Raw genomic sequence first — 16,371 nt, forward strand, 5'->3', positions numbered from 1 at the left:
CTCGTGCGATTCGGTGTGACCCTCGTACGATGGAGGCCGGCCGGACGATCGACGTCACCAGCCATGTGAGAACGAAGGAATCCGACACCGATGGGCATCGCAGTCGCGGAATCCCACATCCTGGCCGCACAGGACTCGCTGGACGTCCGACTCCTCCAGGCGCTGGAGATCGACGGACGCGCGCCCTTCTCCAAGATCGCCGCCGTCCTCGGTGTCTCCGACCAGACCGTGGCACGGCGCTATCGCAGGCTCGTCTCCGACGGCAGCCTGCGGGTCGTCGCCGTCCGGGACCACGAGAAGCTCGGCCACGACCAGTGGATGCTGCGCCTTCGCTGCGCCCCCGACGGCGCCGAGGCCATCGCCGCCGCCCTGGCCCGCCGCCCCGACACCGCGTGGATCGGCCTCACCTCCGGCGGCACCGAGGTCGTCTGCTGCACCCGGCCCCGCACCCGCACCGACCAGGACGACCTGCTGCTCGGCAAGCTCCCGCGCACCCCGCACATCATCGACATCCACGCCCAGCAGGTCCTGCACCGCTTCTTCGGCGGCCCCGACGGCTGGCTGATGAAACACGGGCCGCTCACCGGCGCGGAGAGCGCCGCCCTGAGCCCCGCCACGACGAGCGGCCCCTCCGCCGTCGGCGCCGACGGACGCCCGCGGATCGAGCCGGAGGACGAGCCGCTCGTCGCCGCGCTCGAAGAGGACGGCCGCGCGACCTACCCGGAGCTCCAGCGGGCCACCGGACGCTCGGAGTCCGCGGTCAAGCGCCGCCTCGGCGCTCTGCTGGCATCCGGCGCGATCTACATCGACATCGAGTACGCCAACACCCTCATCGACCTGCACGTCGGGGCGATGCTCTGGATCACCACCGCCCCCCGGGCCCTGGACTCGGTGGGCAGGGCGCTGGCCTCCCACGCCGAGATCGCCCACGCGAGCGCCGTCGCGGGGCCCTCGAACATCATGGCGACGGCCGTGACCCGCGACATCCCCGCGCTCTACGCCTACCTCAGCGGGAAGCTCGGCCGGCTCGACGGTGTCCAGCACGTCGAGAGCGCGCCGTTCATGCGCCGCGTCAAGCAGCTCACCTACCGGCCCCACCTGCGCTGAGGCCGTCCGTCACCGCTGCCGCCGCCGGTGCAGCCGGTCCCCGCCCGCCAGGATCGACGCCGCGAGCGCGTCCGCCGCTCCCTGCGCCGAGGCCCGCCGCTCGCCGTGCAGAAGCACGAAGTCGACCGCGCCCAGCTCGGGGAGGCCCGCCCGCTCCGGGACGCGGACCAGGCCCGGCGGGATCAGGCCGTGCGAGTGCGCCATCACACCGAGCCCCGCACGGGCCGCCGCGACCAGGCCGTTCAGGCTGCCGCTCGTGCAGGCGATCCGCCAGGCACGCCCGCGCCGCTCCAGGGCCTCCAGGGCCAGCGCGCGGGAGATGCCCGGCGGCGGGAACACGACGAGCGGCACCGGCCGCTCGGGGTCGAGCCGCAGCCGCTCGGCGCCGATCCACACCAGTTCGTCGTGCCAGACCAGCTCGCCGCGCGGGTCCTCCGGGCGCCGCTTGGCCAGGACGAGATCGAGCTTGCCCGCGTCCAGCTTCTCGTGCAGCGTGCCGGACAGCTCGACCGTCAGCTCCAGATCGACCTCCGGGTGGTCGTGCCGGAACGACTCCAGGATGTCGGTGAGCCGGGTCAGGACGAAGTCCTCCGAGGCCCCGAACCGCAGCCGCCCGCCGAGCCGCGTCCCGGTGAAGAAAGCCGACGCCTGCTCGTGCACCTCCAGGATCCGCCGCGCGAACCCGAGCATCGCCTCGCCGTCCTCGGTCAGCTCCACCGAGTGCGTGTCGCGCGCGAAGAGCTGGCGTCCGGTGGCGTCCTCCAGGCGGCGCACGTGCTGGCTCACCGTGGACTGGCGAAGCCCCAGACGCCGGGCGGCCTGCGTGAAGCTCAGCGTCTGGGCCACGGCGAGGAACGTACGGAGCTGGGCGGGGTCGTACATGGTCACCAGGCTAGCGCGGCTATCGCGGAACGTGATGACAGTCAGAGCGGTATCCGGGATTCCCGATTGCGGTGATCAGGAGGATCATCGAGAGGGCACGATGCGAACCGAACCGATGGAGCGAAGTGAAACGCCCGAGCTGGCCCTCCTGGATGCCGATCGACCCCTACATCCTGGCGTTGCTCGGCACGGTAGGTGTCGCCGCGCTGCTGCCCGCGCGCGGCGTCGGCGCCGACATCGCGGGCGGGGCGTCCACCGCCGCCGTCGCGTTCCTCTTCTTCCTCTACGGGGTGCGGCTCTCCACCCGCGAGGCCCTCGACGGGCTCAAGCACTGGCGGCTCCACGTCACCGTCCTGGCCTGTACGTTCCTCGTCTTCCCGCTGCTCGGGCTCGCGGCCAAGGGACTCGTCCCGTACGTCCTGACGCCCGCCCTCTACAGCGGGTTCCTCTTCCTGACGCTCGTGCCCTCCACGATCCAGTCGTCGATCGCCTTCACCTCCATGGCCCGCGGCAACGTCCCCGCGGCGATCTGCGCGGGCTCCTTCTCCTCGCTCGCCGGAATCGTCATCACGCCGCTGCTCGCGGCGGCCCTGCTCGGCAACAGCGGGGGCGGGTTCTCCGCCGACTCGGTCCTGAAGATCGTGCTGCAACTCCTCGTGCCGTTCCTCGCGGGCCAGTTCCTGCGCCGCTGGATCGGCGGCTTCGTCGCACGCCACAAGAAGGTGCTCGGCTACGTCGACCGCGGCTCGATCCTGCTCGTCGTCTACACCGCGTTCAGCGAGGGCATGGTGCAGGGCATCTGGCACCAGGTGACGCCGCTGCGGCTCGGCGCGCTGCTCGGCGTCGAGGCGGTGCTGCTCGCCGTGATGCTCGCCCTCACCTGGTACGGGGCCAAGAAGATGGGCTTCGACCGCGCCGACCGCGTGGCCATCCAGTTCGCCGGGTCGAAGAAGTCCCTGGCGGCCGGACTGCCCATGGCCAGCGTCCTGTTCGGGGCCCAGGCCTCGCTCGCCGTGCTGCCCCTGATGCTCTTCCACCAGATGCAGCTGATGGTCTGCGCGGTGATCGCCAAGCGGCGCTCGCGCGATCCCGAGGACTTCCCCGGCGTCACCGAGCCGTCGCGAGCCGCAGAGACACGAACCGCGGTCGGTACAGGGACACGTTCCGGCTGACGTTGGCCTGCGCGCTCTGGGGCGCCGCGTCCAGCCAGTTGACGTCGTAGCTGAGCAGCAGCCGTCCGTTCCCGCTGAGCGCCGGATGGGCCTGGGGGTTGTACGCGGCCATGTCCTGCTCGGCCGCGCCGTCCTTCGGCAGGGGCGTCGAGAAGCCCTTCGCGGGGCCGTGCCAGGGGCCGGTGGGCGCACACGCCCAGTACGAGGTCACGTTGGTCAGGCCCTCGGTGCCCGCGGCCATGGTGAACAGGACGTAGGTGCCCTTCACGCGCACCACCGTGAACGCGCTGCCCACGCCCTTGCGTTCGCCGTCGCCCAGGACGTGGCGCGGCTTGCCGGACTCCGTCCAGTCGTCGCCGTCCCAGTACCGCCACGCGCCGGGCTCCGCGAGTCTGCCCTTGGGGACGCGTGCCACATAGGCGTGCGAGGCGGGGCGGGCGGCGGCCTTGCCGTCGTTGCCGCCGAAGACGTACGTCCAGTCGCCGTCGTCGACCGTCGTCGTGCCGTACAGGACGCGCTTGTCGGGCTCCGGAACGGAACTCTGGTCGGAGACCTTCACGATGCCCTCGACGCGCAGATCGGGCAGCGAGAGCGTGGCGACCTCGGTGCCGGTCGGGACGCCGTAGATCCACGGGCCCGTCCCGGTGGCGCGGGTCCACAGAAGGACGCGTACGACCTCGTCGGACGAGCCGGGGGAGCGGGGCTCCACCTTCGCCGCGACCGGCCAGCGCCACTGCTGCGGTGCCGGGTCGGGGAAGAGCGGGGCGGGCAGGGTGCGCTGCAAGGTGCCCGAACGCGACATCACCACGGCGGAGTTGCGGACCATCGGCGCGGTCGTGTCACGCCAGGTGTGCGGCTGGCCCGCCGGGTTGGGCGGTGCGTGGACCTGGCCGAGGAACGTGTCGGAGAACAGCCACAGGAGCCGCCCGTCCGGCAGCCGCACCGAGTGGGTGCCGTCGCCGCCGGTCCAGTCGTCCGCCCGCGTCGTGTCGTCGCCGTAGCGGGCGAACGCCCCGGTCACCTTGTCGTCGGCGGCCCAGGACGAGACGGTCCGCGCCTGGCATGCGTCATCGCCCTCCCGGTCTTCCGGGAGGGCGATGAGGAGCACGGCCGCACAGGCCAGGGCGAGCAGCAGGACGATCCAGGTCCTGCGCGCGTTCCGGCCTCCGCGTTGACCTTGGTCGACGGACACGTGCGGGACGTTAGTTGCTCGGGCGGATGTGGTCCATGGGGAGCCATGCCACGGTGTCCCGCGTCACAGGAGCCTTGGCGCCGCCGTCACTTCCGAGCCGGGTCAGCTCGTCGTCGCTCAATGCCCGGTCGTAGACGCGTACTTCATCGATGGCTCCGGTGAAGTGGGCGCGGCTGTCGATCCGTTGGCCGACGTGGAATCCGTATCCGGAGTTGCGGGTCACCGTGCCCGGCACGTCGGCGGTGGTGATCCGTGTGCCGTCGACGGACAGCGTCAGCTGCCCTCCGCCGCGGCGCAGCGCGATGTGGTGCCACCGGCCGTCGTTGTAGGCGCTCGTGGTGCGCACCGACGCGGACTTCGGGGCAGTGGCGCCCTCGCGCGTGGTGATCAGTCCGGTGACGCGGTTGCTCGCGGGCTCGCCCCGCAGCCACACCTGCGGCTGGTTGGTGCCGATGCCGCCCATCCACAGCAGGGGCTGTTCACCGCTGGTGGCGGAGTAGCGGAACCACAGCGATGCCGTGAAGTCCTTGTTGCCGAGCGGCAGTTCTCTGCGGAAGGGCAGGCGTACGGCGTCGTTCGTGCCGTCGAAGGAGACGGCCCCGCCGAACCGCCCCTCGGTCGTGGACGCCCCGCCGAGCACGGCCGCGCCCTTCGCGCGCGGCGCGCGGTCGGTGGTCGTCGGGTCGGGCCCGCGGCGCGGCTGCAGCCAGTCCTCGGTGAAGCGCGCGAAGCGGATCTCGTCCCGGGCGTCGACCGCGCCGCCCTCGTACATCAGACCCACGTGCCCGTCGTCGGCCCGCACCAGGTCGGAGTAGCCGGACCAGTCCGCGGTCACCGTCGTACCGCGGTCCACGCTCTCCCAGGTGCGGCCGCCGTCGTACGAGGAGCGGATCTGCATCGTGCGGCGCCGGTCGGGGTCACCGGGGCAGGCGAGCAGCATGCGCTTGCCGAACTGGAGCGTGGAGCACTGGACTTGGGGTGCGTAGAGATCGGGAATGGCCTTGAAGGGCGCGGTGAAGCTGTTGCCCCCGTCGCGGCTGACCGTGTGGGTGCGGTGCCCGAGATCGGTGCCGTCCTGCTCGCGCCCGCTGACGTAGAGGGCCCCGTCCGGGCGCTCCGTGACGGTCATCTCCGACGGCTTCTGCCGGAAGGTGCCGTCGGCCGGTATCGGGTACGAGTCCGTGGCGCCGATCTTCCAGTTGTCGCCGCCGTCGTCGCTGACGATCAGCGCCGCGTGGTTGGCGGTGACCCGACTGCCGTTCCACGTCTCGGTGTTGGCGGTGAAGACGAGCCGCCCCGCGTGCCGGCCGCGGGTCAGCTGGAGGCCGTGCACGGGCCCGGTGGCGTACCACGAGTTCCAGTCCTCGGGCAGGATCTGGTCGCTCAGGTCGCGCGGCGCCGACCAGCTGCGGCCGTCGTCGTCGCTGTACTGGAGGTGCGGGGTGCGGTCGCAGGGCACGGCGCAGTTCTGCCCGTCCGTGCGCCCGGTGTTCCATGTCTCGGCCAGGACGACGCGGCCGGTCCTGCGGTCCACGACCGGGGCGGGGTTGCCGTGCGTGTCGCCCGCGCCTTCGTTCACGACCTGGAGCGGACTCCAGGTGCGGCCGCCGTCGTGCGACCGTTTGACCACGATGTCTATGTCGCCCGCGTCGCTGCAGTCGTTCACCCGCCCCTCGGCGAAGGCGAGAAGCGTGCCCTTCACCGTCTTCACCACGGCGGGGATGCGGTAGCAGGCGTAACCGGGATCCTGCGAGGCCTTGAAGAGCACCTGCTGCTCGAATCCCGTCGCGCGGGCGTCCGGCGCGGCCTGCGCCGAAGGCCCGGGGAGCAGCGCCCCGGCACAGGCGGCGACGGCCAGCGCGGCCACGGCGGTGCGCAAGGATCTGAGGCGTACACGGAGAGCTGATGGCATGGCGCGGTCCACCCTTCAAGGTGACTGGACATCCTGACATCCCACGTCCAACGTTCGCCTCACAGACGCTACTGGGGTGGCTCGACACCCCACAAGAAGCGTGCGTGGCACGAATGGGTGCGGCCTGGTCAGCGTCAGGGAATCAGTACGACTTTTCCGAGGTTGCTCCGTGTCTCGATCGCCGCATGCGCCTTCGCCGCGTCCTCGAGGGCGAACTCCGCGTGCACGAAGGGACGCAGCGCTCCGGTGCCGAAGAGCGTCCACACCTCGCGCCGCCAGGCTTCGTACGCCTCGGGCCGCCCGCGTGCGACGAGCCCCATCTGGAAGCCGGTGACCGACTTGGCGCCCACCAGCAGGTCGTAGGCCTGGAGGGTGCCGCCGCCCGAGCTGTACGCGACGAGCCGCCCGTGCGGTGCCAGGGCCCGCACGGCGGGCGTGAGCAGTTCGCCGCCGACGGCGTCGAGGACGTAGTCGACGGGCTCTCCCCACGTCTCTTCGCCGTACGTGACGACCTCGTCGGCGCCGAGCGAGCGCACGAGGTCGGTCTTGCCGGCCGCCCCGGCTCCCGACACGGCTCCCACGACCCGTGCGGCACCCCTCAACCGGGCCAGTTGCAGGGCGAGATGGCCGACCCCGCCGGCCGCCGCGGTGATCAGCGCGGCTTCGCCGGGTTCGGGGCGGGCGGCGTCGAGCGCGCCGTACGCGACGAGTCCGCTGCGGACGAGGGCGACGGCGTCGACGGCGCTCGCCCCGTGCGGGACGGGCGACGCCATCGTGACGTGCAGAAGCGCGAACTCGGCGTATCCGTGCCCGAAGCAGAGCCCCGTGACGCGGTCGCCCGCCGCGTAGCCGCTCACGCCGTCGCCGGTGGAGACCACCTCTCCGGCGATCTCCCCGCCGAGCGGGATCGGATCGCGGGGCTCGCGGACCTTGCGCACGACGGGAAGCGTGACGCCCGCCGCGCCGACGCGCACGAGGAGCTCGCCGGGCCCCGGCGCGGGTACGGGCACGTCCTCGGTGAAGAGGACCTCGGGGCCACCGCTGTGTTCGTACCGAACGCGACGCATGCACACTCCAGACACGGGAGAATCGTTGGGACGCCCAACGGTACGCACACTTTCATTGGGAAGTCCAACGATTCTTGGGTAGGGTCACCCCATGCCCAAGACACCGCCCGCCCCCAGCGCCATCCGCACGCTCCCCAGCTGGCTCCTCGGGCGCGCGGCGGCCCGCGGCCGCGGACTCGTCGCCGATGCGCTGGCCGGCGAGGACATGAAGATGTGGCACCACGTGGCGCTCTCCGCCGTCGCCGACCAGGGCTCCGTCGCACAGGCCGCACTGGGCCGCAGCATCTCGCTCGACCCCAAGGACCTGGTCGGCGTCATCAACGATCTGCAGGACGCCGGACTCGTCCTGCGCGCGCCCGATCCCGCCGACCGCCGCAAGAACGCGATCACGATCACGGAGAAGGGCGAGCGGACCCTGGAGCGCTGTGCCGAGGTGGCGCGGCGCGCCAACGACGCACTCCTGGCACCCCTCACCGCCGCCGAGCGGGAGCAGTTCCTGGCCCTGCTCACCCGGATCTCGGGCACCTCCGAGGGCACCTCTCCCGACACCGGGGCATAGAGCGAGGCGGGACCCCGCCGGCGCAGGGGGCGCTCCCCGCCGGCCGGGGTCCCGCCGCCGTGCAGCGGGAGCGGCCGGTCAGCCCCTGGAGGCCGCGGCCCCCATGGCGATCCGGTGCTCGCCCGCGTACACGTTCATGGAGGAGCCGCGCAGGAAACCGACCAGGGTCAGGCCCGTCTCGGCGGCCAGATCGACGGCGAGGGAGGAGGGTGCGGAGACGGCGGCGAGCATCGGAATGCCTGCCATCACGGCCTTCTGCGCCAGCTCGAAGGAGGCGCGCCCGGAGACGAGCAGCACGGCACGCGACAGCGGAAGGCGGCCGTCCTGGAGGGCCCGCCCGACGAGCTTGTCGACCGCGTTGTGCCGGCCCACGTCCTCCCGTATGTCGAGGAGTTCACCGTCCTCGGAGAAGAGCGCCGCCGCGTGCAGGCCCCCGGTCCGGTCGAAGACCCGCTGCGCCGCGCGCAGCCGGTCGGGGAGGCAGGCGAGCAGCTCGGTCCCGAGCCGGACCGGGGGAGCGGAGCCGCCGTCCGTGTCGTCGATGACCCAGCGGGCCGTCGTACGGACCGCGTCCAGGCTCGCCTTGCCGCACAGGCCGCAGGACGAGGTGGTGTAGACGTTGCGTTCGAGATTGATGTCGGGCAGGACGAGCCCCGGAGCGGTCTTCACGTCGACCACGTTGTACGTGTTCGAGCCGTCCGCCGTCGCCCCCGCGCAGTAGACGATGGACTGAAGCTCGTCCGCCGAGGCAAGGACCCCCTCGCTCACCAGGAAGCCCGCCGCCAGCGCGAAGTCGTCACCCGGCGTGCGCATCGTGATGGCCAGGGGCTTTCCGTTGAGCCGGATCTCCAGCGGTTCCTCCGCGACGAGCGTGTCGGGGCGCTCGCTGACGCCTCCCTCGCGGATGCGGATGACGCGGCGGCGCTCCGTGACTCGTCCCATGTCGATCAGTCCCGGTTCTGTACGTGCTGGTAGCCGAAACGGCCCTTGATGCAGAGGTTGCCGTGGGTCACCGGATTGTCATGCGGTGAGGTGACCTTCACGATGTCATTGTCCTGCACGTGCAGGGTCAGATTGCAGCCGACTCCGCAGTACGCGCACACCGTCGTCGTCTCGGTCTGCCGCTCCTCGTCCCAGGTCCCGGCGGCCCGCATGTCGAACTCGGACTTGAAACTGAGCGCGCCGGTGGGGCAGACCTCGATGCAGTTGCCGCAGTACACGCACGCGGAGTCGGTCAGCGGACCGTCGTGCTCGACGGCGATCCGGGCGTCGAAGCCGCGGCCCGTCACGGAGATGGCGAACGTGTTCTGCCACTGGTCGCCGCAGGCGTCGACGCACTTGTAGCAGAGGATGCACTTGTCGTAGTCGCGCACGTAGAGGTCGTTGTCGACCCTGGGCTCCTCGTTGACCCGGGCGGCGTCGGGCCCGAAGCGGTCGGGTTTGGCGTCGTACTCCTTCAGCCACCCCGCGACCTTCGGCGTGGTCGACATGTCGACGGACGAAGCGAGCAGTTCAAGGACGACCTTGCGGCTGTGCCGGGTGCGCTCGGTGTCGGTCAGGACGGTCATGCCCGGCTCGGCGCGGCGCGAGCAGGCCGGGGCCAGTGTCCGGGCGCCCTCGACCTCGACGACACACACCCGGCAGGCGTTCTTCGGGGTGAGGGTGTCGCCCTCGCACAGGGTCGGCACGTCCTTGCCCGCGGCCCGGCAGGCGTCCAGGATGGTCGACCCCTCGGGCACTCGGGTGTCCTGTCCGTCGAGCGTGAACTCGACGAGGCGGCGCGGGATTCCCAGCGGTACGGCGGTCACTTGTACGCCCCCAGACGGTCGATGGCGGATTCCACGGCGTTCCACGCGGTCTGGCCGAGCCCGCAGATCGAGGCGTCCCGCATGGTCCGCCCCACCTCCCGCAGGAGCGCGATGTCACCGGCGGCAGCGGCCCCGGTCTGCTCGACGATGCGGTGCAGGGCCTCCTCCTGGCGGACGGTGCCGACCCGGCAGGGCACGCACTGTCCGCAGGACTCGTCCCGGAAGAACTCGGCGATGCGCAGGAGAACCCGGGGGAGCGGCACGGTGTCGTCCAGGACGAGGACGACACCGGAGCCAAGGGTGGTGCCCGCGTCCCTCGTCCCCTCGAAGGTGAGCGGGATGTCCAGCTCGTCGGGCCGTACGAAGCCTCCGGCCGCGCCGCCCAGGAGGACCGCGTGGAGGTTGTCCGGCTTTCCGGCGAGGGCGAGGAGGTCGCCGAGGGTGGCGCCGAAGGGGAGTTCGTAGATGCCGGGGCGTTCGACGCTTCCGGAGACGCAGAAGAGCTTGGGCCCGGTGGACTTCTCCGTGCCGATGGCGGCGTAGGCCGGTGCGCCCATGGTGAGGATCGGGAGCACGTTGACGAGGGTCTCGACGTTGTTCTCGGCGGTGGGCTTCCCGAAGAGCCCCTTCTCCACCGGGAAGGGCGGCTTGGACCTCGGCTCCCCCCGATACCCCTCGATGGAGTTGAAAAGGGCGGTCTCCTCCCCGCAGATGTACGCTCCCGCACCGCGCCGGATCTCGATGTCGAAGGCGTACCCCTGCCCGAGTACGTCGTCCCCGAGGAAGCCGCGGGCCCTGGCCTGCGCGATGGCGTGCTCCAGCATCCGGAGCGCGCGGGGGTACTCGCCGCGGAGATAGAGGTAGCCGAGGTGGGCGCCGGTCGCGTACCCCGCGACGGTCATCGCCTCGATGAGCGCGTACGGATCGCCCTCCATGATCACCCGGTCCTTGAAGGTGCCGGGTTCGGATTCGTCCGCGTTGCAGACGAGGTAGTGAGGGTGGTCCGGTTGGGCCGCGGTGGCCTGCCACTTCCTTCCCGTGGGGAAGGCGGCGCCTCCTCGGCCGAGGAGGCCGGAGTCGGTCACTTCGCGGATGACGGCGGCGGGGCCGATGGCGAAGGCGGTGCGGAGGGCGGTGTAGCCGCCGTGGGCTCGGTAGTCGTCCAGGGAGGTGGGGTCGACTCTGCCGATCCTGCTGAGCAGCAGGAGGCCTTGTTGGCCTGCTTGGGGGACGGCGAGGGCTGCGGGGGGCTCTTGCGGGGCGTCTTCCGGGGCGAGGGCGGCTTGGACGAGAGTTTCGGGTGTGGCGGGGGCGATGGTTGCGGTGACGTATTCCTTGTCCCCAACCCCGCCCCTTCCCGAAAACCCGCTCTGGCGCGGGGGCCCTGGTTGCTGTCGATCACCGGCTCCGCCGAGTTCGTCCTCAAACGCCGGACGGGCTGAAGGGGGTTTAGCCCGTCCGGCGTTTGAGGACGAGCCGTCAAGGCGATTGGCCGTGACCTCAGGCCCTCGCGCCAGCGAGTTTTCGGGAAGGGGCGGGGTTGGGGAACAAGGCGCCGCAGGCGCACCGGCACCGGCCCGCACCACCAACGCGGCCGGCGCCCGCTCGCACAACCCCAGGCAGGGGCTCTGCTCGACGGCCACCCCGGCAGCGGGGCCAAGACGAGCCTCCACCTCCCCGCACAACTCCGCCCCGCCCCCACACGCAAGATCCGTACACACCCGCACCACCGTCGCGGGACGCGGCCGCACCGAGAACATGGAGTAGAACGTGGCCACCCCGTACCCCTCCGCCGGCGGCACCATCAGCCGCCGGCAGAGGTAGTCGAGGCCCCCCTCGCTCACCCACCCCACGCGATCGTTGAGCGCGTGCAACCCCGGCAACAGCTCATCCCGCCGCTCCCGCGCCGCCCGCCCGCCCCGCGCCCACCGCAGATCCGCGTCGCTGCGGTCGGCGATCATCCCCGAAGGGACCTCCCACGCGGACTCCGGCGGCCCGAGCACCGCGTCGACGGCCGCCCGCTCCTCGTCCGTCGGCTTGCTGTCACCGAAGTGCAGATCCATACGTCACCCTCACCTCACTGGCGAACTGATCACTGCCGAACTGGCTCGGTCAGCTTGTCGATACGTATCGCCGACGCCTTGAACTCCGCCGTGCCCGCGATGGGGCAATTGGCTTCGATCGTGAGCTGGTTGGTGTCGACCTCGTCGGGAAAATGCATGGTCATGAAGGCCAGACCGGGCCGAAGGCCGGTGTCGACCCACACCGGCGCCGTCACCGCGCCGCGCCGCGACGACACCCGGACCTCCTCGCCGACCACGACCCCGTACCGCTCCGCGTCCTCCGGGCACAGCTCGACGTACTCGCCCCGCCGCAGCGGCGAGGCGAAACTCCCGCTCTGTACCCCGGTGTTGTAGGAGTCGAGGCGCCGTCCCGTCGTCAGGCGGATCGGAAACGCCTCGTCCGTGAGGTCGACCGGCGGATCGTGCGCCACGAGTCCGAAGGGGGCGAGCTCGCCCCGCCGCGCGGGATCCGCGTCCCACAACCTCCCGTGCAGATAGGTCGGTTCGACCCGTTCCTCCGACGGGCACGGCCACTGGATGCCCTGCAACGATTCGAGACGGTCGTACGTCATGCCCCAGTGGTCCGGCGAAACCGACCGCAGCTCGTCCCAGACCGCCTGCGCGTCCGCGTACTTCCAGTCGTGACCGAGCCGTTCGGCGAGGTCGCAGAGGATGTCGATGTCCTCGCGCGCCTCACCGGGCGGCCGCACGGCCTTGCGCACCCGCTGTACGCGCCGCTCGCTGTTGGTCGTCGTGCCGTCGGTCTCCGCCCAGGCAGCGGTCGCGGGCAGCACGACATCGGCGAGCTCGGCGGTCTTGGTGAGGAAGATGTCCTGGACGACGAAGAAGTCCAGGGCGCGCATCCGCCGCACCGCCTGCTCGCTGTCCGCCTCCGACTGCGCCGGGTTCTCGCCGATGCAGTAGACGGCCTTGAGCGAGCCCTCCTCCATCGCCTCGAACATCTCGGTGAGGTTCAGTCCGTAGCGCGGCTGGATGACCGTGTCCCAGGCCGTCTCGAACTTCAGCCGGGTGTCCGGGTCGAGGATGTCCTGGAAGCCGGGAAGGCGGTTGGGGATCGCCCCCATGTCGCCGCCGCCCTGCACGTTGTTCTGCCCGCGCAGGGGTTGCAGGCCCGAGCCGTACCGACCCACGTGGCCGGTCAGGAGCGAGAGATTGATCAGCGCGCGGACGTTGTCCGTGCCGTTGTGGTGCTCGGTGATGCCGAGCGTCCAGCACAGCTGGGCCCGTTCGGCCCGTGCGTAGGCGTGCGCCAACTCCCTTATGGCGGCGGCCGGTACGCCCGTCACCTTCTCGGCGAGCGAGAGCGTCCACGGTTCGACCAGGGCCGCGTACTCCTCGAAGCCGGACGTGGCCCGCTCGACGAACGCCCGGTTGGCCAGGCCCGCGTGGATGATCTCGCGGCCGATCGCGTGCGCCATCGGGATGTCCGTGCCGACGTTCAGGCCGAGCCAGCTCTCCGCCCACTCGGCGGTCTTGGTGCGGCGCGGGTCGACGGCGTACATCCGGGCGCCGTTCCTGATCCCCTTCAGGACGTGCTGGAAGAAGATCGGGTGCGCGAAGCGTGCGTTGGAGCCCCACATCACGATCAGATCGGTGTGCTCGACCTCTTCGTAGGAAGACGTGCCGCCGCCCGACCCGAAGGCCGCCGACAGGCCCGCGACGCTCGGTGCGTGGCAGGTGCGGTTGCAGGAGTCGACGTTGTTCGTGCCCATCACCACGCGGGCGAACTTCTGCGCCACGTAGTTCATCTCGTTGGTCGCCCGGGCGCAGGAGAACATCCCGAACGCGCCGTGCGCCTCGCGCAGCCCGGCCGCCGTCCGGGACAGCGCCTCGTCCCAGGTCGCCCTGCGGAACGGCTCGTCGCGCGAGTCGCGTACGAGGGGGTGGGTGAGGCGGGTGTACGTCTTGGTCGACCGGTCCCGTTTCCTGCTCATGCCGGGCTCCTCGTGGTCTCGTTCATGCCGCGCTCCTCATGCGGTCGGCCAGCAGATCCGAGATGGCGTGGACGGTGCGGAGCGTCGGCACCGGGACCCCGGTGATCTCCGCGAGTTCCACGACGGCCGCGAGCAGCACGTCGAGTTCCAGCGGTTTGCCGCGCTCCAGGTCCTGGAGTGTGGAGGTGCGGTGGTCGCCCACGCGCTCGGCGCCCGCCAGGCGCCGTTCGACGGAGATGTCGGGGCGGCAGCCGAGGGCCGCCGCGACGGCGAGCGTCTCGTTCATCATGATCTCGATGACGCGCCGGGTGCCGCCGTGCAGGCACATCTCGCGCATCGTGGCGCGGGCGAGCGCGCTGATCGGGTTGAAGGAGATGTTGCCGAGCAGCTTGATCCAGATGTCGCCGCGCAGTTCGGGTTCGACGGGGCACTTCAGGCCGCCCGCCTGCATGGCCTCGCTGAAGGCGAGACAGCGCCCGGAGCGCGAGCGGTCGGGTTCCCCGACGGAGAAGCGGGTTCCTTCCAGGTGCCGGACGATTCCCGGCCCCTCCAGTTCGGTCGCCGCGTACACCACGCATCCGATGGCCCGCTCGGGCGCGATCACCGCACTGACCGCGCCGTCGGGGTCCACGCTCGTGACGCGGTGGCCGTCGTGCGGGCCGCCGTGCCGGTGGAAGTACCACCAGGGGATGCCGTTCTGGGCGGCGACGACCGCCGTCGTGTCGTGCAGAAGAGGCTCGATCAGCGGCCCGCACGCCGCGTACGAGTTGGCCTTCAGGCCCAGGAAGACAAAGTCGACGGGGCCGATGTCGGCCGGGTCGTCGGTGGCGTGGGCCCGTGCGGTGAAGTCGCCGCGCGGGCTGCGGACACGTACTCCGTGCTGCCTCATGGCCGCCAAATGCGGTCCACGGGCGACGAGATGGACGTCGGCACCGGCGCGGTGCAGCGCGGCTCCGACGTAGGCGCCGATCGCACCGGCGCCGAGGACTGCGACTTTCACGGTGGCGCGCTCCGTTCGGTCGAGGGTTCCGAAGAAGGCTCAGAGGTCGACATCGCATGTCATGACTGTCGATGGAATATTGTCTACAGTATGGAAGTTGGGGCAGCAAGGGGTCGCGCGGCACATTGCATACCGTCGACGGATTCGGCTTGACCCCCTTCCCAACTCTCCGGTCGGTTCCTACTGTTTGGGATCATGAAGCCTCCCGTCGCACCCCCGGGATGGAGTCGCTGGCTCGTACCGCCCGCCGCCCTGTCCGTACATCTCTCCATCGGCCAGGCCTATGCCTGGAGCGTCTTCAAACCCCCGCTGGAATCCGCGCTCGACCTCAGCGGCACGCAGAGCGCGCTCCCCTTCCAGCTCGGCATCGTCATGCTCGGTCTCTCGGCGGCCTTCGGCGGCACGCTCGTGGAGCGCAACGGACCGCGCTGGGCGATGACGGTCGCCCTCGTCTGCTTCTCGTCCGGCTTCCTGATCTCGGCGCTCGGCGCGGCGACCGGCCAGTTCTGGCTGATCGTCTTCGGGTACGGCTTCGTCGGCGGCATCGGCCTCGGCATCGGCTACATCTCGCCCGTCTCGACCCTGATCAAGTGGTTCCCCGACCGCCCCGGCATGGCGACCGGCATCGCGATCATGGGCTTCGGCGGCGGCGCGCTCATCGCGTCCCCGTGGTCGGCGCAGATGCTGGACTCCTTCGGCACGGACAAGGACGGCATCGCGCTCGCCTTCCTCGTGCACGGCCTGACGTACGCCGTCTTCATGGCGCTCGGCGTGTTCCTGGTCCGGGTGCCGCGTACGGAAGGGGCGCGCAAGCCCGGCGCCCCCGGCGTGCTCGACGGGCCGCAGGTCTCCGCGAAGGCCGCGGTGCGCACCCCGCAGTTCTGGTGCCTGTGGATCGTGCTCTGCATGAACGTCACCGCGGGCATCGGCATCCTGGAGAAGGCGGCGCCGATGATCACCGACTTCTTCTCCGACACCTCGACGCCGGTCTCGGCCGCCGCGGCGGCGGGCTTCGTCGCCCTGCTCTCCGCCGCCAACATGGCCGGGCGCATCGGCTGGTCGTCGGCGTCCGACCTGATCGGCCGCAAGAACGTCTACCGCGTCTACCTGGGCGTCGGCGCCCTGATGTATCTGCTGATCGCCGGCTTCGGGGACAGCTCGAAACCGCTCTTCGTGGTCTGCGCGCTGGTGATCCTCTCCTTCTACGGAGGCGGCTTCGCGACGATCCCCGCGTATCTGAAGGACCTCTTCGGGACCTACCAGGTCGGCGCGATCCACGGCCGTCTCCTCACCGCCTGGTCCACGGCGGGCGTCCTCGGTCCGCTGATCGTCAACTGGGTCGCCGACCGCCAGGAGGAAGCGGGCAAGAGCGGGGCCGGGCTCTACGGCCTCTCCCTCACGATCATGATCGGCCTCCTCGTCGTCGGCTTCGTGGCGAACGAGTTCGTCCGTCCCGTCCACGCCCGCCACCACATCCCCGCCCCGAAGGACCCGAAGGAGGAAGCCCATGACGGCACCGACCAGCACGCCGCCAAGTAGTCCGCCCCGCCGCCGGGCGCTGATCGTCGGCGCCTGGCTCTGGGTGGGCGTTCCGCTCGCATATGGGCTGTATGAACTCGTACACAAGGCCACCCAGCTTTTTACCGGGTGACGC

General features: G+C 71.0%; 13 protein-coding genes. 4 read left to right on the forward strand and 9 right to left on the reverse strand.

Annotated features, from left to right (window positions below; translation table 11 throughout):
* Positions 1 to 90 precede the first annotated feature (90 nt).
* Positions 91 to 1,107, forward strand: a complete 1,017-nt coding sequence (locus ABZ906_RS03270) for an AsnC family transcriptional regulator (RefSeq protein ID WP_361376705.1) — start codon at positions 91 to 93, stop codon at positions 1,105 to 1,107.
* Positions 1,108 to 1,116: 9 nt separating this feature from the next.
* On the opposite strand, the gene ABZ906_RS03275 is transcribed toward ABZ906_RS03270, so the two are convergent.
* Positions 1,117 to 1,989 carry a LysR substrate-binding domain-containing protein gene (locus ABZ906_RS03275; protein ID WP_361376708.1) on the reverse strand — a complete coding sequence of 291 codons (873 nt, stop codon included), beginning with the start codon at positions 1,987 to 1,989 and terminating at the stop codon, positions 1,117 to 1,119.
* A gap of 125 nt (positions 1,990 to 2,114) precedes the next feature.
* On the opposite strand from ABZ906_RS03275, the gene ABZ906_RS03280 reads away from it, so the two are divergent.
* A complete protein-coding gene (locus tag ABZ906_RS03280; protein ID WP_361376711.1) occupies positions 2,115 to 3,161 on the forward strand; it encodes a bile acid:sodium symporter family protein in 1,047 nt (348 codons plus the stop codon).
* On the opposite strand, the gene ABZ906_RS03285 is transcribed toward ABZ906_RS03280, so the two are convergent.
* The 3 genes from ABZ906_RS03285 to ABZ906_RS03295 all read right to left on the reverse strand — a co-directional run bounded on the left by ABZ906_RS03285 (position 3,097) and on the right by ABZ906_RS03295 (position 7,332).
* On the reverse strand, positions 3,097 to 4,353 hold the full coding sequence (locus ABZ906_RS03285; protein WP_361376714.1) for a hypothetical protein: 1,257 nt from the start codon (positions 4,351 to 4,353) through the stop codon (positions 3,097 to 3,099). The genes ABZ906_RS03280 and ABZ906_RS03285 overlap by 65 nt on opposite strands.
* A gap of 10 nt (positions 4,354 to 4,363) precedes the next feature.
* Positions 4,364 to 6,265 (reverse strand): sialidase family protein, encoded by a 1,902-nt coding sequence (locus ABZ906_RS03290; protein WP_361376717.1) that lies wholly within the window; start codon positions 6,263 to 6,265, stop codon positions 4,364 to 4,366.
* A 134-nt stretch (positions 6,266 to 6,399) separates the two neighbouring features.
* Complete coding sequence (locus ABZ906_RS03295) at positions 6,400 to 7,332, reverse strand: zinc-binding dehydrogenase (protein WP_361376720.1); 933 nt, start codon at positions 7,330 to 7,332, stop codon at positions 6,400 to 6,402.
* A 91-nt stretch (positions 7,333 to 7,423) separates the two neighbouring features.
* Between ABZ906_RS03295 and ABZ906_RS03300 the strand changes: the two genes are divergently transcribed.
* A complete protein-coding gene (locus ABZ906_RS03300) occupies positions 7,424 to 7,891 on the forward strand; it encodes a MarR family winged helix-turn-helix transcriptional regulator (RefSeq protein WP_361376723.1) in 468 nt (155 codons plus the stop codon).
* 78 nt (positions 7,892 to 7,969) lie between these two features.
* On the opposite strand, the gene fdhD is transcribed toward ABZ906_RS03300, so the two are convergent.
* From fdhD to ABZ906_RS03325, 5 genes are read right to left on the reverse strand one after another with little or no spacing between them, the layout of a single operon-like run.
* The gene (fdhD, locus tag ABZ906_RS03305) at positions 7,970 to 8,833 is read right to left on the reverse strand and encodes a formate dehydrogenase accessory sulfurtransferase FdhD (RefSeq protein WP_361376725.1); all 864 of its coding nucleotides are present in this window, start codon (positions 8,831 to 8,833) and stop codon (positions 7,970 to 7,972) included.
* Between the two features lie 5 nt (positions 8,834 to 8,838).
* Positions 8,839 to 9,699 (reverse strand): 2Fe-2S iron-sulfur cluster-binding protein, encoded by an 861-nt coding sequence (locus tag ABZ906_RS03310; protein WP_361198241.1) that lies wholly within the window; start codon positions 9,697 to 9,699, stop codon positions 8,839 to 8,841.
* Complete coding sequence (locus ABZ906_RS03315; RefSeq protein WP_361376728.1) at positions 9,696 to 11,762, reverse strand: NADH-ubiquinone oxidoreductase-F iron-sulfur binding region domain-containing protein; 2,067 nt, start codon at positions 11,760 to 11,762, stop codon at positions 9,696 to 9,698. The genes ABZ906_RS03310 and ABZ906_RS03315 overlap by 4 nt, the downstream gene beginning before the upstream one ends.
* 29 nt (positions 11,763 to 11,791) lie before the next feature.
* Positions 11,792 to 13,717: a molybdopterin-dependent oxidoreductase gene (locus tag ABZ906_RS03320; protein WP_361376731.1), complete on the reverse strand. Its 1,926-nt coding sequence runs from the start codon at positions 13,715 to 13,717 to the stop codon at positions 11,792 to 11,794.
* Between the two features lie 22 nt (positions 13,718 to 13,739).
* The gene (locus tag ABZ906_RS03325) at positions 13,740 to 14,717 is read right to left on the reverse strand and encodes a 2-dehydropantoate 2-reductase (RefSeq protein WP_361376734.1); all 978 of its coding nucleotides are present in this window, start codon (positions 14,715 to 14,717) and stop codon (positions 13,740 to 13,742) included.
* 195 nt (positions 14,718 to 14,912) lie between these two features.
* On the opposite strand from ABZ906_RS03325, the gene ABZ906_RS03330 reads away from it, so the two are divergent.
* Entirely contained in the window at positions 14,913 to 16,256 is a 1,344-nt protein-coding gene (locus ABZ906_RS03330) for an OFA family MFS transporter (protein ID WP_361198254.1), read from the forward strand.
* Positions 16,257 to 16,371: the final 115 nt, after the last annotated feature.

Origin of the sequence: Streptomyces sp. NPDC046925 (genome assembly GCF_040644915.1) — a bacterium.
Taxonomy (GTDB): domain Bacteria; phylum Actinomycetota; class Actinomycetes; order Streptomycetales; family Streptomycetaceae; genus Streptomyces.

Excerpts from the sequence above, each read along its gene's own strand:
- ABZ906_RS03270 (WP_361376705.1), top strand. The coding sequence starts at position 91 with ATGGGCATCGCAGTCGCGGAATCCCACATCCTGGCCGCACAGGACTCG.
- ABZ906_RS03275 (WP_361376708.1), bottom strand. The coding sequence starts at position 1,989 with ATGTACGACCCCGCCCAGCTCCGTACGTTCCTCGCCGTGGCCCAGACG.
- ABZ906_RS03290 (WP_361376717.1), bottom strand. The coding sequence starts at position 6,265 with ATGCCATCAGCTCTCCGTGTACGCCTCAGATCCTTGCGCACCGCCGTG.
- ABZ906_RS03295 (WP_361376720.1), bottom strand. The coding sequence starts at position 7,332 with ATGCGTCGCGTTCGGTACGAACACAGCGGTGGCCCCGAGGTCCTCTTC.
- ABZ906_RS03300 (WP_361376723.1), top strand. The coding sequence starts at position 7,424 with ATGCCCAAGACACCGCCCGCCCCCAGCGCCATCCGCACGCTCCCCAGC.
- fdhD (WP_361376725.1), bottom strand. The coding sequence starts at position 8,833 with ATGGGACGAGTCACGGAGCGCCGCCGCGTCATCCGCATCCGCGAGGGA.
- ABZ906_RS03315 (WP_361376728.1), bottom strand. The coding sequence starts at position 11,762 with ATGGATCTGCACTTCGGTGACAGCAAGCCGACGGACGAGGAGCGGGCG.
- ABZ906_RS03320 (WP_361376731.1), bottom strand. The coding sequence starts at position 13,717 with ATGAGCAGGAAACGGGACCGGTCGACCAAGACGTACACCCGCCTCACC.
- ABZ906_RS03330 (WP_361198254.1), top strand. The coding sequence starts at position 14,913 with ATGAAGCCTCCCGTCGCACCCCCGGGATGGAGTCGCTGGCTCGTACCG.